Genomic DNA, 17,407 nt, shown 5'->3' on the forward strand with positions numbered 1-17,407 from the left:
CAACTTCGTCCGCCGGAGTCGCGATGAACCCCGATGACCCGCTGTCGAAAGCCCGGGATCCGCACACCACGCCCTTCGACTATGTGATCGTGGGATCGGGCGCGGGCGGCGGCCCGCTCGCCGCGCGGCTTGCCTCGAGCGGGCGCAGCGTGCTGCTGATCGAGGCCGGCAACGACCCCGCCGTCGCACAGCCCGATGCGCAGGCCCAGCCCATGACGCAGGGCGCGCCCGATGTCGCCCAGCAGCAGATGCGCCAGGTGTACGCAGTGCCCGCCTTTCATGCTCGCGCGACCGAGGACCCGGAAATGAGCTGGGAATTCTCAGTGCGCCACTACACGAGTACTGCGCGCCAGAAAGTCGATTCGAAATATAACGAGGCGAAGGACCCTTCCGCGACTACGCCAGGGCAGGCGCAGGGACAGCGGCAGGGCGGCATTTTCTATCCGCGTGCGGCGGCCCTTGGTGGCTGCACGTCGCATCACGCCATGATCATCGTTCGCCCGAACGATGCCGATTGGGATCGCATTGCCGAATTCACTGGCGACGATTCGTGGCGTTCGCAGAATATGCAGGGCTATTTCGCCAAAATCGAGAACTGCCTTTATTACGCGGTTTACCGGACCTTCGCGGGTAAAACGCTGGGGTGTCTATTTCAGTTTCTGGAATGGTCGGCGCGCGTGATCGATCCGCGCGGCCAGCTCGATCCCGGCGGTCATGGTTCCGCGGGCTGGCAGAAAACGAGCTTCATCGACCCGCTCGTGATCGCAGGCATCGCCCGTGGCGACCGCAGCTTTCTCGGCGTGCTCAAGGACGTGCTGTTCGCCTCGCTGGCGGATCGCAACGCGGCCACGATGTTTGGCCGCGCGCTCGCCCGGCTGCAGATCCTGCAGTTTCTCGACCCCAATGTCCGCTCGCCGGATATTCAGAGTCGTGCCCATGTTTCGCTGATCTCGATCGGCACCGACGGCAAGCGCCGCTGCGGTCTGCGCGACCATCTGCTAAAGGTGAGAGCCGAATTCCCGGACCGGCTCAAGATTCTGAACCCGGCGCATGCAACGCGAATCGTGTTCGACAAGGGCGCCAACGGCATACCGCGTGCGATTGGCGTGGAGGTCCGCATCGGCCCGTATCTGTACGCGGCCAGTCCAATGCATGGCGGCAACGGGAGCGAGCCTGTCACGCAGCAAGTGTTCGCACGGCGGGAAGTGATTGTCTGCGGCGGCGCGTTCAACACGCCGCAACTGCTGATGCTGAGCGGTATTGGCGACGCGGCGCATTTGAACGGCGTGGTCAAAGGTCCATGCGGCCGCGACGGAAACGCTGTTGCCCCGGTCGTGCATCTTCCGGGCGTCGGCTGCAATCTTCAGGACCGCTACGAAGTTAGCGTGATCAACGAGGCGCGCGAGCCGTTTTCCACGCTCGATGGCGTGAGCTTCGATCCGGGCGACGCCACGGACCCCATGCTGCGCCAGTGGCTCACCGACCAGAGCGGCCTTTATTCGACCAACGGCGGCGCGCTCGCCATGATGATGTCGTCCGCGCGCGGCGCCTGTGAGCACAGCGACCCGGACCTGTTCATCTTTGGTTTGCCGGCGGCGTTTCGCGGCTATTACTGGAATTACTCGCGGCAGTTGCTGTGCCGGAGCATGGCGTCGAGCGAAAGGACCCGCAATTTATGGAGCTGGGTGATTCTCAAGGCGTACACCAATAACAACAACGGTACGGTTCGCCTGCGTAGCGCCAATCCATTCGAAACGCCGGAGATCAATTTTCACTCGTTCGACGACACGAGCGAGGGCGTGCAGGACTGCGACAGCGACCTGGATGCGCTGTGCGACGCGATCAAGCGCACGCGCGAGATCAATCGCCGCGTTTCGGCGTTCACTTGCGAGGTTCAGCCCGGCCCGGACAAACCCGACTGCTCGCCAACGTTGCGCCAGTGGATCAAGGACGAAGCGTGGGGGCATCATGCATGCGGCACGTGCCGGATCGGCCACGATCCGTGGCGCGCCGATCCAGGCAAATTGCAGGACCAATATGCCGTCGTGGACAGCAATTTTCGCGTGCATGGTGTGGAGGGGCTGCGCGTCGTCGACACATCGGTCTTTCCGAACATCCCCGGTTATTTCATCGTGACGCCTACCTTCATGATCAGCGAAAAGGCCGCCGACGTGCTGCTGGCCGACTCGGAGAGCTATCCGCGCGCCTTGGAGGGCATCGAGGCGAGCAAGGTGCGCGAGCGCCGTGGCTCGTCCCGGCCTGAATGGGATGATCCCGCTGGCGCGGATCCCACACGACTGCCGGAGGACACGGTCGGTCTCGCCTTGTCGGGCGGCGGCGTGCGCAGCGCCACCTTCTGTCTCGGCGTGCTTCAGGCGCTCGCGAAAACGCAGCGCCTGCGCGAGATCGACTTCATGTCCTCGGTATCGGGCGGCGGCTATATCGCGTCATTTCTCGGCAAGCTGTTTACGCAGATGCCGGTGCAGGAACGCCAGGTGCCGGTGGAGCGCGTTGAAAGGACGCTCACGAATCTGGGCTCGTCGACCATCCAATGGCTGCGTTATAACGCTCAATATCTCGCGGGCGGCGGGCGTCAAGACACGTTGTTCGATATCGCGGTCATCATGCGCAATCTCGCGGCGGTGCATGTATGGATCGGCGCGCTGCTGTTTGGCGTGCTGGGCGCGTTGCACTGGTTCGTGCTCGACTGTTCCAGGTTCCGCTTCCTTTCGCTGGTGTGCGAGACGGCGCCACCGCAATGGTACGGCGTGACGTTGTCGGCCTGGTGGTGGCTGCCGCTCTGGCTCCTCGTGATCGGCGTGCTGCCGCCTGCCATCGGCTACTGGCTCACCATGCGGCAGCGCGTGAATGGCGACTGGCGCGCGTGGATGCCTTTCGTCTTGTGGCTCGTGATGCTCGGGTGCGCGATCCATGGACTGACGCTGCCCGACATTCAGCTCTGGAGCGCCGGCGCGCTCGGTGTGCTGCTGCTCGCGTGGTTCGAGCAGCAAGCGGCAGGGCTGTTCGTCGCGAACCCCACGCTGCCCGGAACGAGTGCGCCGCCGCTCAATCCCGGCACGGCGCGGCCCGAGGGCGGAACGATCGTCATACGCAACCGGCTGACGCGATTGCTCGGCGCGGCGCTGTTCGGTTTTGTCGCGAGTGCGCTGTTCGTGGCAGTCGATACGCTTGCGCAATATCTTCCCGCGCAAGGGTTTCGCGCGATGACCTGGTCCATGGCCGGCATCGCGCCTGCCCTGGTAGTGCTAAGGGGGATCGTGGCAAGCATGTTGAAGCGCCAGGCGAGAACGGACGCACCGCCCGCGCCAGAAGCGGGAAAGACCTTCGTGGGTGGCTTCATCCAGGAATTGCTGCTTGCGCTTCTCGCATTCGCATTGGCAATCGTGCTGTTCCTGTTTCTCGATCTGCTGGTTTATCTGGTCTTCAGCCTCGATTCGAGCACCGCGCGTTTTTGCGTGGTGGCCGCATTGCTCATTTCGGCCGTGAAGGGCCGGGTGCTGTTCTTTCTGAACCTGTCCTCGCTGCAGCACAGCTACGCGCAGAAACTGGTGCGGACTTATCTGGGTGCCTCCAATGATGCTCGCGTGAATCCGCCTGGCGCTAGCAAGCCCGTGCCGGTTGGCGTGAGCGACCTGGGCGACGATGTCCTGTTCGACGAATATCACCCCGAAAGCCATGGCGGACCGTTGCATCTGGTCTGCACCTGCCTGAACAACACGGTGGATCCGCTCTCCGGCAATCAACTGCGCGACGACAAGGGCATGCCAATGTGCGTCGGGCCCGCCGGCATCAGCGCGGGCAGGCGTTTTCATGCGCTCTGGGGCGCGCGCGATGCGAAGAAGACTCCCGCGCGCGCCGCGCCCATTACCGCCGTGCGCGTGGGCCCCAATCCGAACGAGTTCAACGCATTCGCGCGATCCGATGGCGCGCCGGTCAGCGTCGAGCGGCTCAGCCTGGGCCAATGGATGGCGATCTCGGGCGCCGCCGCAACAACTGGCCTCGGCCGCAACACGAAGCTCGCGGAGTCGCTGCTGCTCGGCCTGCTGAATTTCCGCATCGGTTACTGGTGGAACAGCGGCATTGCAGCGGGCGACCGGCCGGGGCGCTATCCGCCGCCACTGTGGCGCCGGATCAAGTCGCTGCCCTCGGCGGTCTTCACCCTGCAAGCCAGGCTGCTGGACGAATGGCGCGCCTATTTCGAGGGACCTTCCGCGCGGATGTGGTATCTGAGCGATGGCGGGCACTTCGACAACACCGGTATTTACGAACTGATACGCCGCAGACTCCCGCTTATCGTGGCGATCGACGCGGCCGCGGACCCCGATTACCGCTGTGAATCGCTCGCACTGCTGACGAGGCAGGTGCGCTACGACTTCTGCGCGACGATCACCTGGCTCGATCCGCGCGCCGTGCGCGAGCACCATCGGCCACACCAAGCGGAATGGGGCGCCTTTGACCGTGGCCCAAAAGCGCCGGGCGTGCCGGAGTGGATCAAGCCATTGCTCGATCCGGAAGCCATTGGTGCGTTTCCCGAACTGAAGCGCGATGGTTTGCGTGGCGCAGCGCTTGCCTGTATCACCTACTCCAACCAGCCCGAGCGCCCGAGCTGGATGCTGTACATCAAACCCAGTGTGGGCATCGGCCCGCCCACCGACGTCAGCACCTACGCGGAAAACAACGCTGATTTTCCCCAGCAGACCACGGTGAACCAGTTCTTCAACGACAGCCAGTGGGAAGCCTATCGCGAACTGGGCTACTGTGCGGGAATGAAGGTATTCAGTACACGTTCCTGAATTGACCAGAATACCGGCGAGTGGCGATGAACATATTCAGGTTTCAGTCGGCGACGGAATCGAAATTCCTTAAACGCTCTGCCGCGCCGGGCGCGATTCGAGCGTGGCTGGTCGACATGCTTTGCTGGCCAGCCAGATTCGAGGATCCGCGCGTCGAACAGGAATTCACGGAAGACTATGGCCGGCGTTTCGCCGACTTCCGCCGTGCGGCGCTCGTGCTCGGAACGCTGATCTGGGTGTGTTTCGGCTATTGGGAAATCAGTCTTGCGCGAACCAGTGCGGTGTTCCGACCGTATTTTCCAGAGGTATTCGCATTCCGTTGCGCAGGTGCGCTTGTCGCGACCGTCGGTATCGCGCTGGCCTTCAGGCTCGCATTTCATCGCGACAAGGTTGCACACTGGATCCTGCTGGCCGGGCTGGCGTTCATGTGCCTGTGCCTGCTGATGCAAACGTTCCTGGCGCCACGGCCGTTCAATTTCACGCATTTTTTTGTTGGCTTTTATTTGATTCTTTTCTATCAGTTCGGCTTTCTTCGCTTGCGGGCCAAGGCAACGCTGATGCTGACCGCGTGCGTGATCGCCCTGATCGTAATGGCGCAACTGGCCACTCAGGCGCTCGAGCCGGACAACTTTGCGGCGGGCATGTTCTATCTGCTGAACGTCGCCGTTCTGGGGCATAGCGTCAACGTGAATGCCGAGCGGCATGTGCGCGACCGCTACGTCGCGGTCCAGGCGCTTGCCCATAGCAACGATGCGCTGCAAGGCGCCAACGCCGAACTCGCGCAAAAGCACCACGACCTCGAACGCGCACGGCGCGACCAGCAGGCCAAGTCGGACGCACTGATCGCCTTGCGCGAGCAGCAGCGCGAAGCCGCCGAGCAGGCGAGCCGGGCGAAGTCGCGCTTTCTCGCGGCAGCGGCGCATGACCTGCGGCAGCCCATGCATGCGCTAAACCTCTTTCTTGCCGCCGCCGACGAAGCGCTCAATGCGCGCGACGTCGAAGCCTCGGGCCGGCTGATCGGCGAGGCGCGCAAGGCTTCGGGGTTGACGGCGCGTCTCTTCAATGCGGTGCTCGACCTGTCGAAGCTCGAATCGGGGCATGTCAAACCGAACTATACGAGCGTCGACCTGAGCCGGGTGACGGAAGAGACGATCGAGCAACTCGCGCCGTTTGCTGCGAGCCGTGGCGTCGCGCTGCGCTATGCAAAGACGCAGCAAAAGCCCGCATGGGTGCGCACCGACGCCGACTGGATTCCCCGCGTGCTGAGCAACCTCGTCTCGAATGGGATCAAGTATTCGGATCCGTCGAAAGCCGGTCGCTCGGCGGTAATCGTGAGTTTGGTACGGATGCCGAATTATGTGCGGATTGACGTAATCGATAACGGCATAGGCATCGCGCCGGAGCATTGGGATACGATCTTCCAGCCATTTGTGCAGATCGGCAACCCGGAGCGGGACCGTGAGAAAGGGCTCGGACTCGGTTTGTCGATTGTGAATGCGGTGGTGTCGTTGCTCGAGGGACATCGTCTCGAACTGAAGTCGATTGAGGGACGCGGATCGCGATTTTCGGTGCGCCTTCCGGCGGCGGATCCGTTTGCGCTTCAGGACGCTGCGATATTGCCTGACGATGCGGCGTCGTTGCCGTCAGCGTCGTCGCTGCGGGGGCTTTATGTGTTGCTGGTCGAGGACGACAGCCTGGTGCGCGCGTCGATGGAGGCGCTGCTTGCACGATGGGGTGTGCTGTTCGATTCGGTGCGCTCGGTGGTCGAGCTCGATGAGTTGTTGCGGGCGATCGAGCGCGTGCCGGACCTGGTGATGAGCGATTATCGGTTACCGGAAATGTCGACTGCGCATGATGTGGTGCGTTTGTTGGGTGAGTATTTTTCTCGGCCCGTGCCGTGCCTTGTGGTGACCGGAGAAGCTGGGGTGGGTACGCAAGGTGTGTTGCCGGAGCGCTGCGTGCTTAGCAAGCCGCTGGCGCCTGATTTGCTGATTGCGAGGATGATTGAGTTGGTTGAGGGCTCTGCTCGCGGGGGTAGTTAGGGGTTCGGTGGTGCTATTGGGTTTTCGTTTTTCGCGTTTCCTTGTGTTCGTGTCGGTCTATTAGTGTTGCCCCTGTGCGGGGCGGCACCTACTTTTCTTTGCAGCGGCAAAGAAAAGTAGGCAAAAGAAAGCCGCTCAAACCGCTAGTGTTACGCCGTCCACCACTTGCCTTTAATCGGAGCGGTTCCGGAGCGTCTGCCACCACGCGCCGTATAACAGAGTGACTAAGGGCTCATTCCTCCGGCGGCGCTACGCGCGCCGTGGGGCATCATCCAAAACCAGAGGAATGCATACGAATCGATGCAGTGCGTGCGCCTTTGAGTGCCCAGGCAGAACCCGTGGTTTCCCATGCAGACCCTACCGCTGCGCGCGTAGCGAGCAGCGGGATGCATGAGTCCTTTGTCACTAACGTTGAAGGTGCGAGGTGACGGATGCCCCGGAACCACTTCGATTAACGGCAAGTGGTGGACGGCGTCACACTAGCGGTTTGAGCCGCTTTCTTTTGCCTACTTTTCTTTGCGGCTGCAAAGAAAAGTAGGTGCCGCCCCGCACAGGGGCAACGCTAATAGACCGACACGAACACAAGGAAACGCGACCACTACCAAACGAAGGAAGCACGACTCAACCACGCTGCTTCAAGCAGCACCATTCACAACAATAGGAATCTCAACCCCACGCCGCGCCATTTCAACGATCAAAAAAGTGCGCCGCGACACATTAAAGCGGCTCAGCAAATCACTGATGTACTCCTTAGCGGTATTCTCCGAGATATTCATCTTCCGAGCGATGGCCTTGTTCGACATGCCCTGCAACAGAAACCGCAAGGTTTGCGCAAGACGCGGCGGCAGGTTTAACGAGTCGATCGGAATGCCCTTGTTCGGGGCCGTGGGCTGCGGAGTATGGCCGCCTTTGCCGAGTACGCTGTTGGGCAGATAAACACGCCCATTCAAAATCGTCTGTAGCGCTTCGCGGAAAACCGCGCCGCCTTCTTCGCTGGCCTTCGAAATAAAGCCGCCGGCGCCATTCTTGATGCAGTCCAGCACGGTCTCGCGGTCGTCCTGCGCGGACAGCATCACCACATGCGCGGCGCGCTCGTTTTCCTGTAGCCAGCGCAGCAGGTCCAGTCCGGTGTGATTGCCGCCGATCTGGTAGTCCAGAAAAACCAGGTCGTAAGCCTTGTTCTGCAACCGCTCGACAGCGGCCGTGTACGAGCCGGCCTCGTCGATGTCGAGCGTCGGCTCCGATGTCAGGATCAGGCTCTTCATCGCGATACGCGTCAAGCCTTCGTCTTCCACGAGCAGTACGTGGCGGAAATACAGGTTGTCCATCGGCGCTTCTCCAGTCGGGTTCATCGTACCCGTATTCGGTCGGGTTGCGATCCCCCCGAAGCGGGGGACTCCTTTGGGGACTCCTTTGGGCACCCATTTGGGGCCGCCTTCTGGAGGCGTTTTTCCCCTCGCATGGCCGGTATTGCGCGAGCCTCGGGCGGCGCACGATGGAGTCGTCGCAGATCGGACGATGGGGGACACCACCATGCAAACGTCACATCCGGACTTGAAAAACCCACGGCACATTTTCCGCTTCATGTCGAATGACGAAACACGTCGCGCGTCATGAGTGCAATCCCCGAAACTGAATACCGCAAACACGCAAGCCTGGCGGGGCACAAGCGGGCAGAACGCGAGGAGACCAATCGCGTAGAGCGTGATGAGACCACTCGGGCAGGACGCGGGGAGTCCAGCCGGGAGAGGGCAAAGTCAGAGAAGACAGAGATCACAACCGAACCCGGGCTGCGACCTCTCAGCCCCTACACAATCCAGAATCTCGACGCCGCCATTGCTCACCTGGAATTCGCGATGAACGCGGACAAAACGATGGCGATTTTCGGTCAGAGCTATTGGCACGGGCGCGTGCTCGAACTCCGTTCCACACCGGGCATTATGTATACCCAGGAGCGTCGGCTACTGTGTTTGATGGATCGGTTCGCGGCCACGGGTTAGTGGTGACAGGGAGCGGCGCTGCGTGTTTCCATACGACACAATAAAATGGCGAAACTCCACGCACCCTCCAACCCGACGAGGTGAATCGATGAACACGAAGAGGAACGCCGCGCGCCTGCGCCTGCTCGACAGGCTGCAACTCACGAAGCCCATCGTGCAGGCGCCGATGGCCGGCGTCACCACGCCTGCGCTCGCCGCTGCGGTGTCGAACGAAGGCGGGCTCGGCTCGCTCGGAATTGGCGCGATGAATGTCGAGACCGCGCGCAAGACGATACGCGAGACTAAAGCGCTGACCGGCAAGCCGTTCAACGTCAACGTGTTCTGCCATCGACCCGCGCACGCGGACGCCGAAGTCGAGCGGCACTGGACCGACTGGCTCGCGCCGCGTTTCGCGCAGTTCGGCGCGACGCCGCCGCAGGCGCTCAAGGAGATCTACGTGAGCTTCGTGGACGACGCGGCGATGCTCGCGATGCTGATCGAAGAGCGCCCGGCGGTGGTGAGCTTTCATTTCGGGCTGCCATCGCGCGCGGCGATCGACGCGCTGCACGCGGCCGGCATCGTGCTGTTCTCAGCGGCGACCAATGTCGACGAGGCGGCCCAGGCGGTGGCAGCGGGCGTGGACGTGCTGGTCGCGCAGGGCATCGAGGCGGGCGGCCATCGCGGTGTGTTCGATCCCGATGGCCGCGATCCGCTGCTCGGCACGTTTGCGTTGACGCGCCTGCTCGCAAGCGAATTCGATGTGCCGGTGGTGGCTGCGGGCGGCATCATGGATGGCGCCGGGATTGCGGCGGCGCTCGCGCTGGGCGCCGAGGCCGCGCAACTGGGCACGGCTTTCGTCGCGTGTCCGGAGAGCGCGATCGACGAGGGCTACCGGCGCACACTGCTAGGCGAGGCCGCGCGGCAGACCACCTTCACGACGGCGATCTCGGGGCGCGTCGCGCGCAGCATCGTGAACCGTTTCACCGAACTGGGCGAGGCGCCGGACAAGCCCACGGTGCCCGCCTATCCGGTGACCTACGACGCGGGCAAGGCGCTCCATGCGGCCGCCAAGGCGCATGGCGAATTCGGCTACGGCGCGCAATGGGCGGGACAGGCGGCGGCGCTCGCGCGCGCGATGCCCGCAGCGGAGCTTACGCGCACGCTTCAGCGCGAGACTGAAGCGGCGGTGGCCGCACTGCGCGAGCGTCTGTCGATCTGAACCCGATCAAGGCGTCCAGCGGTGCACGATCACGCTGCTGCCGTTGTAATTGTCCTTCGTGATCACGTACTGCCCGGTCGAGGTCAAATACGCGCGCAGGCCATACATCGAGTCCACGTCGCTGCCCACGTCCACCGTGCCGGGATTCGCATTGATCAGCGTGGTGACCTGCTGGCCCGTCGTGAGATCGAACACGTCGATATTCGGCACGGTATGCACGTAGCCGACAAACAGATAATGGCCCGCCGCCGCGATCGATTTCGGATTGGCGCTGGTGAGATTGATGACCGGACCCGGCGTGCGATTGCCCGCCGCCCAACCGTGATAAACCTCGATGTGGCCATTCATGGCGGTCCAGTCCCAACTTCCGGCCAGCCCTTGGGCGAGGATCATCGTGTCGCTTTCGGGTTGATAGACGATACGCGTGATCGGCCGCGCGCTCATGGGCGTCGAGATGGTGATGGCGTGCCCCCATGAGGGTTTGCCATTGCCGTCGAAACCGGTGAGCGGATAGTGATAGATGTGGTTCGTGCGGTCGAGTCCGGCCCACACGTCGCCTTTGCTGTCGATGCAGAAGCCGCCCGTCACGGAGAACGTGGTATTGAACAGCGCGCCGGGCAGCGAGCCGTCGGGAATCGCGATATAGCCGCTCGCGGGATTGAAGTGGAAGAAGTAGAAGATTGCGGGATTCTGGCCCGACGCCACGAGAATGCGGTTGCCGCCCACCGAAGCGAGCTGCCCGAAGTGCTCGTCGCGCTGCGTATCGTTCATGTTCAGGCGCGGGTCGCTCGGGTAGGTGAACGGATCCACCGTATTGGCGACGAAGGTGCCGCCCGCTGTGCCCGTGAAGATAGCGGTGCCGCTATGGAACAGTGAGGCGTCGGTGGCTGGATCGGGTGCGGCCACGCCTTCGAAATTCAGCGCCTGAAGCTTCCAGAGCAGATTGCCGTTGGGATCGTAAGCGTGAATGTCGGTGCCGCCATTGCGGCCCAGGTCCCAGGCGCCGCCCCACGGATTGTTGAGCACGTAGAGGTTGCCGGTCGTGTCCTTGCCAATGCCCGTGATGCGCGTGAAGCGTTGGGCGCCCACCTGGCCTTTGGCGCCGGTGGTGGTGTCCAGGTAACCGCCCTTCACGCCAAAGCTGCCCGTGAGCGCGGGCGTGCCCGCAAGGCTGTAGAGCTTGATATTCATGTCGGGGCCTTGGTCGCCCACCATAAGCAGTCCCGTGGACGCATCGAAGTAAAGCGCGGAGGGTTTCGAGCCCGCGGGCATCTGGATCGTCTGCAATGGCGCGCCCGCGGGGCTGAATTCCGCAATCGTTCCCGCGCTCATTTGCGCGACCCAGACGTTGCCGGTGCTATCGAGCGCGAGTGCGCCCGGGCTTGCGATGGCGATGTCGCGCTGCCATGCGCCATCGGTCGTGAAGATGCGCACGCGGTTGCCGTAGAAGTCGCTTGCGTAGAGCAGCGCGTTTTGCGTGGCGAGGCCCGTGATGGCGTCGGCTTTGCTGACCGTGTTCCATGTGCTCACGCTGATGGTGAGGTCGCGCTGGCCGCTCGCGCGGTTATAGCGCCCGACCGTGCCGCTGCCGTATGCGGTGCCGGCCTGCATGGCCGCAAATACCGAGGTGAGGTTACCGGTGATCGCGCCGCCCTGAAATTCGTTATGCAGGCCGATCGAGCCGAGACTTTTGCCGTTCTGGTAAATAGCCATGCCACCCTCGTTCTCGTCCCAGAACGACGCCGTGTAGATGACCCCGTCGGGCGAGACCCACATCGAGCGCGCGCCATTGCCTGCGTGGGCCGCAAGGGTTCCGTAGGTGTTGGCGAGCCAGTCGGTGGTGTATTGCTGCGCTTGCGCGGCAGGCGCGAGTGCGGCGCCGGAGGTGGCGAAAATCGCAGTCGACAACAGGGCGCAGAGGCGCTGTTTGTGCTGCTTGTGCTGTTTATTTTTGTTCATGAGAAAAATTCCTGGTGCAACGAGTCTGAACAGCGTCGAAGGTCGAGGTTTGCTGTGTGCGATGTCGAGTGTTGCGTGGTGCTTGCGTGGTGCGCGTTGCGCGTTGAATTCGGCGCAACGGTTCATATTTCTGGAAATCCGTGTCGTTTGTTTTAATCGTCGGCTGGGTTCTCGTTTTCAATTCAATCGATCTGCGCTGCGGGCGAGAGAGCAATTAGCGTGCCGGTGCCGTCGCGCCGCCAGGCAAACAGCTTTCGTCGAGCTTGCGGGTATTTTCCGCGCTCATTAATCGGATTTAATTCATTGCGCATGCAACGTATTTTTTTTATTGCATTGAATTGATGCGGCGCTTTGCAAGGGCGCCGGATTGCGCGCGCGTTGCCGGGACGAGCCATTTCGATGCAGAATGCTTGCATTTGCCACGTCCGGCCATAGCTATGAACGCTACGGACCTATGTCTGGAAACAGGGACAGTAAGCCAGTGAAAACGGAATTCGTCGAAGCGAGCAGCGCCCGACCGGACCTGCTTTGCTACCTTGTTGCCATTGCCGCGTCGTCTTACGCGTTGACGCAGGAATGGCGCGTCGATCACGTCGTCTCCTGCTGCCGCGAATGGCTGCAAAAGGGCGGCTTGACGATGCATTGGCTCGATCGCATCCGCCTCGGCCAGCTAGCGCTCAAGATCGCCAGCCGCGATTTGCTGGGCGCGGGCATTGCCGTGCGGCTCTCCAGCGTCTCGGTGCTTTTTACGAACGAAATGGAGCTCAACGAGGCATCGACCATGGTTCAACGCATGATGTCGTTGTGCCAGGAGGCGCTATAAAGGCGCTGTAAAGGCGCGGTTGGCCGCGGTTGGCTTTATACGGCCGTCGCGGCGAAGCGTTCGAGCCATGCCCACGGGAAAATGCCCCGGTCGTGGCCGTCGCTGAAGGCGAGTTGCACGCCGTAACCCATCGGGACAATGCCGGTCAGCGCGAGGTTTTCATGCGCGATGTCGCCGGAGCAGTCGCTCATATCCCCGCTTATGTTTCCATTCATGCGCGCGCGGCGACAGCCTGCGCAGGGGCACGCACGCCGCAGGCTCGCGAGCGGGAGACGCTGACTCAGGCCGTCCGGCCATACGAGGATGAGCGCGCCCGCCTCGGTGCGCATTTCGACGGGCACGTTCATGGCGCGCCGCCTTCGAGCCAGACGGCGAGCCGACCGTCAAGCCGACCGTCGAGTCGTTGCGCGAGTTGCTGCAAGGCGATGCGCACGGCCTTGCGCACCTCCGGATCGCGGTCGTCCAACGCCGCTCGCAATGGGGCGAGGCTCGCCGCCGACGGCAGCTCGCCCAGCGCGAGCGCCGCCTCCTTGCGCAGGTTGCTGATCGGATGCGCGAGCAGCGCGCTCACAGCGGTCGCGGCGTGCGCGTCGCCAAGGCGCCCGAGCGCGCGCGCCGCGCGTAAGCGCACCTGCCAGTAATCATCGGCAAGCGCGTGGATGAGCGCGTCGCGGGCCGTGGGCGTGCGCAGTTTACCCAGCGTGGTCGCGGCTTCCTCGCGCACCTGCCAGTCGGCGTCGGCGAGTGCGTGCAGCAGCGCTGCGCCCGCATGCGTTTCGTTCATCTCGTCCACAGTCGCGAAGCCGAGCGCGCCCGCTGCGGCACGCCGCACCGCGCCATGCGCGTCGGCGGTGGCGAGCGCCGCCAGCGGCGCCACGGCGCGCACGTCCTTGAGCCAGCCGAGCACCGCCACGGCTTCGAGGCGTACCTCGGCATCGGCGTCGGCCAGTGCGGCCAGCGCGGGTTCGAAGGCCGCCGCGTCGCGCAATTCGCGCAGGCCGCGCAACGCCGCGCGCCGCGCGAACGACTCGGGCCGCGCCGCCCAGCGCCGCAGCACGCGTGCCGAGCCTGGCTCCTTGAGTTCGGCGAGCGCTTGCTGGGCGGCTTCGCGCACGCCTGCATCGGCGTCGAGCAACGCGGCGCACAGGGCTTCCACCACGTCTTCCTGTTCCCACGACGAGAGCACTAACGCCGCTTCGCGGCGAACTTCGGGTGAAGGGTCGTCGCGCAGTGCCGCAACGAGTGGGGGAACGAGCGTGGCGTCTTCGAGATCGGCGAGATCCAGCACGGCGATGCGGCGCACGGTGGCGTCGGAGGCGGCGAGACGCATGAGCGCACTGGCCGCCTCGGGCGGTGCTGAGTTCAATTGAATGGAGTCGGTCATGGCGATGTCTCGATATGGAATCCGAATTGATTGATGTGCGACGGTGTGCCGGGTGAGGTCGTGCCGCTAACGCAGCAGATACGGAATCCCGACTTTCACCGCGCCCGTGGGGCAGTCGCGCTCGCAGGGCATGCAATACCAGCATTCATCGAATTGCATATATGCCTTGCCCGTCGTCACGTCGATCGCCAGCAGGTCCAGCGGGCAGACGTCGACGCACACCGTGCAGCCTTTGTCGGCAATGCAGCGTGCCTCGTCGATGGTGACGGGTGCGCTGCTGCGCTGAAAGATATCGTGGGGCGTGTAAGGCATGATGTTTTTCTCGCTCAGGGATGGGCTCACGGATGTGCTCACGGATAGTCTCACCGACAGGCTCAAAGCGCTTCGGCCGGTTCGGCTTCGTGCTCGCGCCGGATGCGCATGCGGTCATAGGCGCCAAGATCGGTCGCATCGACGGGCACGACATAAGGCGCGACGGCGCGTTTCTCGCAGGTCATGCGGCCGCTGGCGTCCTTGCGCAGGTCCGTGTGGCTGAACCAGTTGGCGTCGTCGCGCTGCGGGTAGTCGACGCGGTGGTGGTAGAGTCCCCAGCGGCTTTCGGTGCGAAAGAGCGACGCGCGCGCGGCCATTTCCGCGCAATCGCGAATCGCGCGCACTTCCGCCGCGCGCATGAGTTCGTGCGGGTTATGGGCCTCGATCGCGCCGATGTCCTCGGCGATTTCGTCGAAGCGCTGCAAGCCGATCTCCATCTTGCGCGTGACCTTGGGCGGCTGGAGATAATCGTTCACCATGCGCCGCAGCTTGTATTCGACCTGCGCGGGCGCGAGGCCGTGTTCGCGTTCGAGCGGGGCGTAAATGCGCGCGCGCTCGGCGTCGATCTGCGCGTGATCGAGCGGCGCATGCTCGCGGCCCGCCACATAGTCCGCGGCGTCGTGGCCCGCGAACCAGCCATAGGTGAACGCGCCGAGCATATAGTTGTGCGGCACGGCCGCCATGTCGCCCGCGGCGTAGAGGCCGCGCACCGTGGTTCGCGCGCGCGCATCGACATATACGCCCGACGCGCTGTGCCCGCTGCAAAAGCCGATTTCGGAAATGTGCATTTCAACCATCTGCGTGCGGTAGTCGGTGCCGCGTCCCGCATGGAAGCGTCCACGGCTCGGGCGTTCGTTGGTGTGCAGAATCTGCTCGATGGTCTGGATGGTTTCCTCGGCCAGGTGGTCGAGTTTCAGGAACACGGGGCCGTTGCCGCTTTGCAGTTCCTGGTAGAACTCCCACATCATCTGGCCGCTCCAGTAATCGCATTCGATGAAGCGTTCGCCCTTGCCATTCGCGGTGAAACCGCCGAGCGGGCCAGTCACGTAAGCGCAAGCCGGGCCGTTATAGTCCTTGATCAGCGGGTTGATCTGGAAGCACTCCAGATTGGTGAGCGCGGCGCCCGCGTGATACGCCATCGCGTAGCCGTCGCCCGCGTTGGTGGGATTCTCGTAGGTGCCCATCAGGTAGCCGGAGGCGGGCAGGCCGAGGCGCCCGGCTGCGCCGCAGCAAAGAATCACGGCCTTGGCGCGCACCACCACGCATTGCGCGGTGCGGCAGTCGAAGCCCATCACGCCGCACGCGGCGCCCTGCGCATCGGTCAGGACGCGCGTGGTCACGATGCGGTTGGTGATGTCGATGCGCGCGCGCTTGAGCTGGCGGTAGAGCACTTTCTTGATGTCGTGGCCTTCGGGCATGGGCAGCACGTAGGCGCCCATGTGATGGACCTTCTTCACCGCGTAGTCGCCGTTGCCGTCCTTTTCGAATTTCACGCCCCAGCGGTCGAGCTGCTCGATGGTCGTGAAGCTGTGTTGTGCGTAGGCGTAGACGGCTTCCTGATCGACGATGCCATCGTTCGCGATGGTGATTTCGCGCGTGTATTGCTCGGGCGTGGCGTGCCCGGGAATCACGGCGTTGTTCAGGCCGTCCATGCCCATCGATATCGCGCCGCTGCGCTTGACGTGGGCCTTTTCGAGCAGCAGCACCTTCAGCGCGGGATTGCGCTCCTTCGCCTTGATCGCGGCCATGGGCCCCGCGGTGCCGCCGCCCACTACGACGATGTCGTATTCGAGTATCTCGGTGTTCATTGCGTTGTCCTCACGGAATTGTCGTCGATAAATATTCGTCGATAAATCTTGGTTTATGCAGCGGCTTTCTGGCGATCGACGCGCAGGCGGTACTGGAACGCGTCGCCGCGAAAGTAGAGGTATTCGTAGTCGATTGGCGTGCCTTGCGCATCGTGCGTGGTGCGCTCGATGCGCAGCACCGGGCTGCCTTCCTGTACGCGCAGCGCGCGAGCGATCTCGTCGTTGGCGAGCATCGCGTCGATCGACACGTCGGCGTGGCCGAGCGGTACGCCGCAGTCGTTCTCGAGGATCAGGAAGATGTCGCGCGTGGCGAGATCGGCGCCGGCCAGACGCTTGCCGAGCGGCTCCGGCACCCAGGTCAGCTCGAACGAGACGGGCTCGCGATCGAGCACGCGTACGCGGTGGATTTCGGCCACGCGCGCGCCTTCGGGAAGGTCGAGCTTTTGCGCGACGTGGCCGCTGGCCTCGACGATGCGAAAGGCCCGTAGCTGGTTGACGATCTCGTGCCCCATCGACGACATGGCTTCCGCGAAACCCTGCAGCGAGGTCACGTTCTGAAATGCTTTGGGCTTCGAAACGAATGTGCCCTTGCCGTGCAGGCGAAAGACGAGCCCCTCGTTCTGCAGATCGCCGAGCGCCTGGCGCACGGTAATGCGGCTCACGTCGAACATCGCGCACAGCGCGTATTCGGAGGGCATCTGGCTGTGCGGCGCGTAGGTGCCGTCGAGAATGCGCGAGCGGAGGGTGTTCTTGATGCGCGCGTAGAGCGGCTGCGGTGCGAGCGCGACGAGATTCGTGTTGGGCATGATCCACTTGTCATGACAAGATGGATCGGAGTGTAATCAGGCCGCTCGCGGGGGCCAACGAAGCAATTCTGCTATCGATATGGGGAAGGGCTTTGCGGTTTTTCGCGTTTCTTGTTTTCTTGTTTTCTTGTCGGTCTGCTAGCGTTGCCCCTGTGCGGGGCGGCACCTACTTTTCTTTGCAGCGGCAAAGAAAAGCAACCGTATTGGAAGTCAAGCGTCGCGGGTGTTCCAGGGAGTTGAATTGTGGATCATGGCGTTAAG

Annotated in this window: 14 protein-coding genes; 5 read left to right on the plus strand and 9 right to left on the minus strand. The window is 63.1% G+C overall.

The window, feature by feature from the left end; all coding sequences use genetic code 11:
• The first annotated feature begins 23 nt into the window (after positions 1 to 23).
• On the plus strand, positions 24 to 4,814 hold the full coding sequence (locus L5014_RS30925; RefSeq protein WP_238467600.1) for a GMC oxidoreductase: 4,791 nt from the start codon (positions 24 to 26) through the stop codon (positions 4,812 to 4,814).
• On the opposite strand, the gene L5014_RS30930 is transcribed toward L5014_RS30925, so the two are convergent.
• Positions 4,775 to 5,413: a hypothetical protein gene (locus L5014_RS30930; RefSeq protein WP_238467601.1), complete on the minus strand. Its 639-nt coding sequence runs from the start codon at positions 5,411 to 5,413 to the stop codon at positions 4,775 to 4,777. The two genes, L5014_RS30925 and L5014_RS30930, sit on opposite strands and share 40 nt — an antisense overlap.
• Here L5014_RS30930 and L5014_RS30935 point away from each other — a divergent pair.
• On the plus strand, positions 5,372 to 6,856 hold the full coding sequence (locus L5014_RS30935) for an ATP-binding response regulator (RefSeq protein ID WP_238467602.1): 1,485 nt from the start codon (positions 5,372 to 5,374) through the stop codon (positions 6,854 to 6,856). The genes L5014_RS30930 and L5014_RS30935 overlap by 42 nt on opposite strands.
• A 635-nt stretch (positions 6,857 to 7,491) precedes the next feature.
• Here L5014_RS30935 and L5014_RS30940 read toward each other — a convergent pair.
• Positions 7,492 to 8,184, minus strand: coding sequence for a response regulator (locus tag L5014_RS30940; protein WP_238467603.1), 693 nt, complete (start codon positions 8,182 to 8,184; stop codon positions 7,492 to 7,494).
• Positions 8,185 to 8,469: 285 nt separating this feature from the next.
• Between L5014_RS30940 and L5014_RS30945 the strand changes: the two genes are divergently transcribed.
• Both L5014_RS30945 and L5014_RS30950 read left to right on the plus strand, forming a co-directional pair.
• Positions 8,470 to 8,856, plus strand: coding sequence for a hypothetical protein (locus tag L5014_RS30945; RefSeq protein WP_238467604.1), 387 nt, complete (start codon positions 8,470 to 8,472; stop codon positions 8,854 to 8,856).
• 88 nt (positions 8,857 to 8,944) lie between these two features.
• On the plus strand, positions 8,945 to 10,054 hold the full coding sequence (locus tag L5014_RS30950) for an NAD(P)H-dependent flavin oxidoreductase (RefSeq protein WP_238467605.1): 1,110 nt from the start codon (positions 8,945 to 8,947) through the stop codon (positions 10,052 to 10,054).
• A 6-nt stretch (positions 10,055 to 10,060) separates the two neighbouring features.
• Here L5014_RS30950 and L5014_RS30955 read toward each other — a convergent pair whose 3' ends face one another.
• On the minus strand, positions 10,061 to 12,013 hold the full coding sequence (locus L5014_RS30955; protein WP_238467606.1) for an SMP-30/gluconolactonase/LRE family protein: 1,953 nt from the start codon (positions 12,011 to 12,013) through the stop codon (positions 10,061 to 10,063).
• 182 nt (positions 12,014 to 12,195) lie between these two features.
• Positions 12,196 to 12,429: a hypothetical protein gene (locus L5014_RS30960; protein WP_238467607.1), complete on the minus strand. Its 234-nt coding sequence runs from the start codon at positions 12,427 to 12,429 to the stop codon at positions 12,196 to 12,198.
• Positions 12,430 to 12,467: 38 nt separating this feature from the next.
• Between L5014_RS30960 and L5014_RS30965 the strand changes: the two genes are divergently transcribed.
• Complete coding sequence (locus tag L5014_RS30965; protein ID WP_238467608.1) at positions 12,468 to 12,836, plus strand: hypothetical protein; 369 nt, start codon at positions 12,468 to 12,470, stop codon at positions 12,834 to 12,836.
• Positions 12,837 to 12,871: 35 nt separating this feature from the next.
• On the opposite strand, the gene L5014_RS30970 is transcribed toward L5014_RS30965, so the two are convergent.
• The 5 genes from L5014_RS30970 to L5014_RS30990 form a co-directional block, all read right to left on the minus strand.
• Entirely contained in the window at positions 12,872 to 13,183 is a 312-nt protein-coding gene (locus tag L5014_RS30970) for a DUF971 domain-containing protein (protein WP_238467609.1), read from the minus strand.
• Positions 13,180 to 14,220 (minus strand): HEAT repeat domain-containing protein, encoded by a 1,041-nt coding sequence (locus L5014_RS30975; RefSeq protein WP_238467610.1) that lies wholly within the window; start codon positions 14,218 to 14,220, stop codon positions 13,180 to 13,182. The genes L5014_RS30970 and L5014_RS30975 overlap by 4 nt, the downstream gene beginning before the upstream one ends.
• A 66-nt stretch (positions 14,221 to 14,286) precedes the next feature.
• Complete coding sequence (locus L5014_RS30980; RefSeq protein WP_238467611.1) at positions 14,287 to 14,532, minus strand: 4Fe-4S dicluster domain-containing protein; 246 nt, start codon at positions 14,530 to 14,532, stop codon at positions 14,287 to 14,289.
• A gap of 62 nt (positions 14,533 to 14,594) precedes the next feature.
• Positions 14,595 to 16,340 (minus strand): fumarate reductase/succinate dehydrogenase flavoprotein subunit, encoded by a 1,746-nt coding sequence (locus L5014_RS30985; RefSeq protein ID WP_238467612.1) that lies wholly within the window; start codon positions 16,338 to 16,340, stop codon positions 14,595 to 14,597.
• A 53-nt stretch (positions 16,341 to 16,393) separates the two neighbouring features.
• Positions 16,394 to 17,146 carry a GntR family transcriptional regulator gene (locus L5014_RS30990; protein ID WP_238467613.1) on the minus strand — a complete coding sequence of 251 codons (753 nt, stop codon included), beginning with the start codon at positions 17,144 to 17,146 and terminating at the stop codon, positions 16,394 to 16,396.
• Between the last annotated feature and the right edge of the window lie 261 nt (positions 17,147 to 17,407).

Origin of the sequence: Paraburkholderia tagetis (assembly GCF_022213065.1) — a bacterium.
GTDB classification, from domain to species: domain Bacteria; phylum Pseudomonadota; class Gammaproteobacteria; order Burkholderiales; family Burkholderiaceae; genus Paraburkholderia; species Paraburkholderia tagetis.

What these genes read in the sequence shown, in the direction of transcription:
- L5014_RS30950 (WP_238467605.1), top strand. Translation starts at nt 8,945, where the DNA reads ATGAACACGAAGAGGAACGCCGCGCGCCTGCGCCTGCTCGACAGGCTG.
- L5014_RS30960 (WP_238467607.1), bottom strand. Translation starts at nt 12,429, where the DNA reads ATGCAAGCATTCTGCATCGAAATGGCTCGTCCCGGCAACGCGCGCGCA.
- L5014_RS30990 (WP_238467613.1), bottom strand. Translation starts at nt 17,146, where the DNA reads ATGCCCAACACGAATCTCGTCGCGCTCGCACCGCAGCCGCTCTACGCG.
- L5014_RS30985 (WP_238467612.1), bottom strand. Translation starts at nt 16,340, where the DNA reads ATGAACACCGAGATACTCGAATACGACATCGTCGTAGTGGGCGGCGGC.
- L5014_RS30940 (WP_238467603.1), bottom strand. Translation starts at nt 8,184, where the DNA reads ATGGACAACCTGTATTTCCGCCACGTACTGCTCGTGGAAGACGAAGGC.
- L5014_RS30955 (WP_238467606.1), bottom strand. Translation starts at nt 12,013, where the DNA reads ATGAACAAAAATAAACAGCACAAGCAGCACAAACAGCGCCTCTGCGCC.
- L5014_RS30945 (WP_238467604.1), top strand. Translation starts at nt 8,470, where the DNA reads ATGAGTGCAATCCCCGAAACTGAATACCGCAAACACGCAAGCCTGGCG.
- L5014_RS30980 (WP_238467611.1), bottom strand. Translation starts at nt 14,532, where the DNA reads ATGCCTTACACGCCCCACGATATCTTTCAGCGCAGCAGCGCACCCGTC.
- L5014_RS30925 (WP_238467600.1), top strand. Translation starts at nt 24, where the DNA reads ATGAACCCCGATGACCCGCTGTCGAAAGCCCGGGATCCGCACACCACG.
- L5014_RS30965 (WP_238467608.1), top strand. Translation starts at nt 12,468, where the DNA reads ATGTCTGGAAACAGGGACAGTAAGCCAGTGAAAACGGAATTCGTCGAA.
- L5014_RS30935 (WP_238467602.1), top strand. Translation starts at nt 5,372, where the DNA reads ATGCTGACCGCGTGCGTGATCGCCCTGATCGTAATGGCGCAACTGGCC.
- L5014_RS30970 (WP_238467609.1), bottom strand. Translation starts at nt 13,183, where the DNA reads ATGAACGTGCCCGTCGAAATGCGCACCGAGGCGGGCGCGCTCATCCTC.
- L5014_RS30975 (WP_238467610.1), bottom strand. Translation starts at nt 14,220, where the DNA reads ATGACCGACTCCATTCAATTGAACTCAGCACCGCCCGAGGCGGCCAGT.